Origin of the sequence: Phytoactinopolyspora endophytica, assembly GCF_004138495.1 — a bacterium.
Lineage (GTDB): Bacteria > Actinomycetota > Actinomycetes > Jiangellales > Jiangellaceae > Phytoactinopolyspora > Phytoactinopolyspora endophytica.
This window is the reverse complement of the sequence record NZ_ML142849.1, coordinates 119,645-121,676: the sequence shown is the minus strand read 5'-3', so window position 1 is coordinate 121,676 and position 2,032 is coordinate 119,645. Positions and strand designations below refer to the sequence as shown.

Below are 2,032 nucleotides of genomic sequence, written 5' to 3'. Positions count from 1 at the left end.
TGATGGCGGTCTTGGTGGTGCGGGCGTGCCTGGTGAAGGTCTGGTAGCCGTCGGCGCGGACGGTGGCCAGCTCGCCGTCGTCGAGGTGCACGATCTGCCGGGTGTATCGGACCAGTGCGGCCGCGTCGCTGGCGACGTGCATCTCCCGGTCGCCGACGCCCAGGATGATCGGGCTCCCATTGCGGGCGACGACGATCCGATCCGGATGGTCAGCGGAGGCGACCGCGATGCCGTACGTCCCCTCCACCTGGTCGAGTGCAGTGAGCACTGCGTCCTCGAGGGTTCCGTTGCCGGTGCGGGGGACGGCGCGACCGTCCGCGTCGCCTGTTCCGTCACCGGTGGTCAGCGACGAGACGGTCCGGGCGATGAGATGGGCGAGGATCTCGGTGTCGGTCTCGGAGGTGAGCTTGACCCCGTCGGACTCGAGGATCGCACGCAGGGCCGCGGCGTTGTCGATGATGCCGTTGTGTACGACCGCCACCCGGCCGTCCTCGCTTACGTGCGGGTGGGCGTTCTCCGGCGTGGGTGCGCCGTGGGTGGCCCAGCGGGTGTGTCCGACGCCGAGCTTGCCCGCGAACCGTTTCGGCAGCGACGCCTCGAGATCCCTGACCCGTCCAGTGTCGCGGTGTACGCGTAGGCCGGAGGGGCCGAGGGCGGCTACACCCGCCGAGTCATAGCCCCGGTACTCCAGCCGGGCGAGCCCGTCGATCAGGATGGGCGCCGCGGGCTTCGTGCCCACATATCCGACGATTCCACACATGAATATCGCTCCGTTGCCTCGTGTCCGACTGGATCATGTCTCTTGTGCGTCGCGTTGCTCGTTCACCCGTAGACGATGCGGCGCAGCTGGCGGGTGGACAGGTCGGGAGCCCGGACGGGCCGGTGCCCGAGCTCAGCGCGGATGCGCTCGAATATCGCGTCGTTGCGTGCGCCGTGGAGCTGGAGCTCGTGGTGGCGCCGGCGCACGAACTCCTCGACCGTGAGAGAGAAGTAGGCGATGACGTCCGCGACGACCCTCTCAGCCTGCCCCGCCGGGAGCCCTGTGGTGGCGGCCACCTGGTCGACGAGATCTGCGTCGACGAGATCTGCGTCGACCGGGCCGGCTCCGCCCGATACCCGTGTGGCCCGGGGTGCTGCGATCCGTTCCACCTCGATCAGTCCCATCTCCACCGTCTTTCACCGTGCCCAGGCGACAGAAGCCGGGCCACGTTGATGTCTTAGACATCAACCATGCCGCGTGACACAGGTATCAGCCAAGAATCTGCCCGAATTCGGGCAGGACCTTTCTTAAGACGATGCACGCCGTCGGTACGCATACGCCAGGTGGAGATTTCCGCGCCACGGCCCGGTGAGGGCTATCCTCCGGGCTGGACTAGCCCGTTCTCGTAGGCGAGCACGACGGCCTGGGCCCGGTCGCGCAGGTCGAGCTTGGTGAGGATCCGCCCGACGTGGGTCTTGACGGTCTGTTCGGCGAGCACGAGGGCCTCGGCGATCTCGCGGTTGGACATGCCCGAGGCGATCAGCTTGAGCACCTCGGTCTCCCGGGTCGTCAGGACCCGCAGGCGCTCCGGGCGGGGTCGATCGGCCGCCGGACGACGGGCGAAGTCGGCGATGAGGGTGCGGGTGATCGACGGTGCCAGCAGGGCATCGCCGGCGGCGACCACCCGCACGGCTCGCACCAGATCGTCTGCCGGTGCATCTTTGAGCAGGAATCCGCTCGCACCGGCACGGAGCGCTTCGTAGACATAGTCGTCGAGGTCGAACGTGGTCAGCATCACCACCCGTGGGTGCCGTGCGCCGGGCGCGCGGAGAATGCGGCGAGTGGCCTCCAAGCCGTCGAGCACCGGCATCCGTACGTCCATGAGGACGACGTCGGGCTCCAGACGGCGGCTGGCGTCCACACCGGCGGCGCCGTCGGCCGCGTCGCCCACCACGTCGATGTCGGTCTGGGCATTGAGCAGCGCACCGAAGCCCTGCCGGACCATCGCCTGATCGTCCACGATCAGTACCCGGGTGGGCTGGTCAGCGTTCA

At 68.6% G+C, this 2,032-nt stretch carries 3 protein-coding genes; all 3 read right to left on the bottom strand.

Annotated elements, in window-relative coordinates:
* On the bottom strand, positions 1–760 hold a 760-nt coding region (locus tag ELR45_RS40205; RefSeq protein ID WP_240759035.1), incomplete at its 3' end, for a hypothetical protein.
* A gap of 62 nt (positions 761–822) precedes the next feature.
* Entirely contained in the window at positions 823–1,170 is a 348-nt protein-coding gene (locus ELR45_RS00560) for a hypothetical protein (protein ID WP_240759034.1), read from the bottom strand.
* 185 nt (positions 1,171–1,355) lie between these two features.
* Positions 1,356–1,985, bottom strand: coding sequence for a response regulator (locus tag ELR45_RS00555; protein ID WP_129663378.1), 630 nt, complete (start codon positions 1,983–1,985; stop codon positions 1,356–1,358).
* Positions 1,986–2,032 lie beyond the last annotated feature (47 nt).

Excerpts from the sequence above, each read along its gene's own strand:
- ELR45_RS00555 (WP_129663378.1), bottom strand. The coding sequence starts at position 1,985 with ATGGTCCGGCAGGGCTTCGGTGCGCTGCTCAATGCCCAGACCGACATC.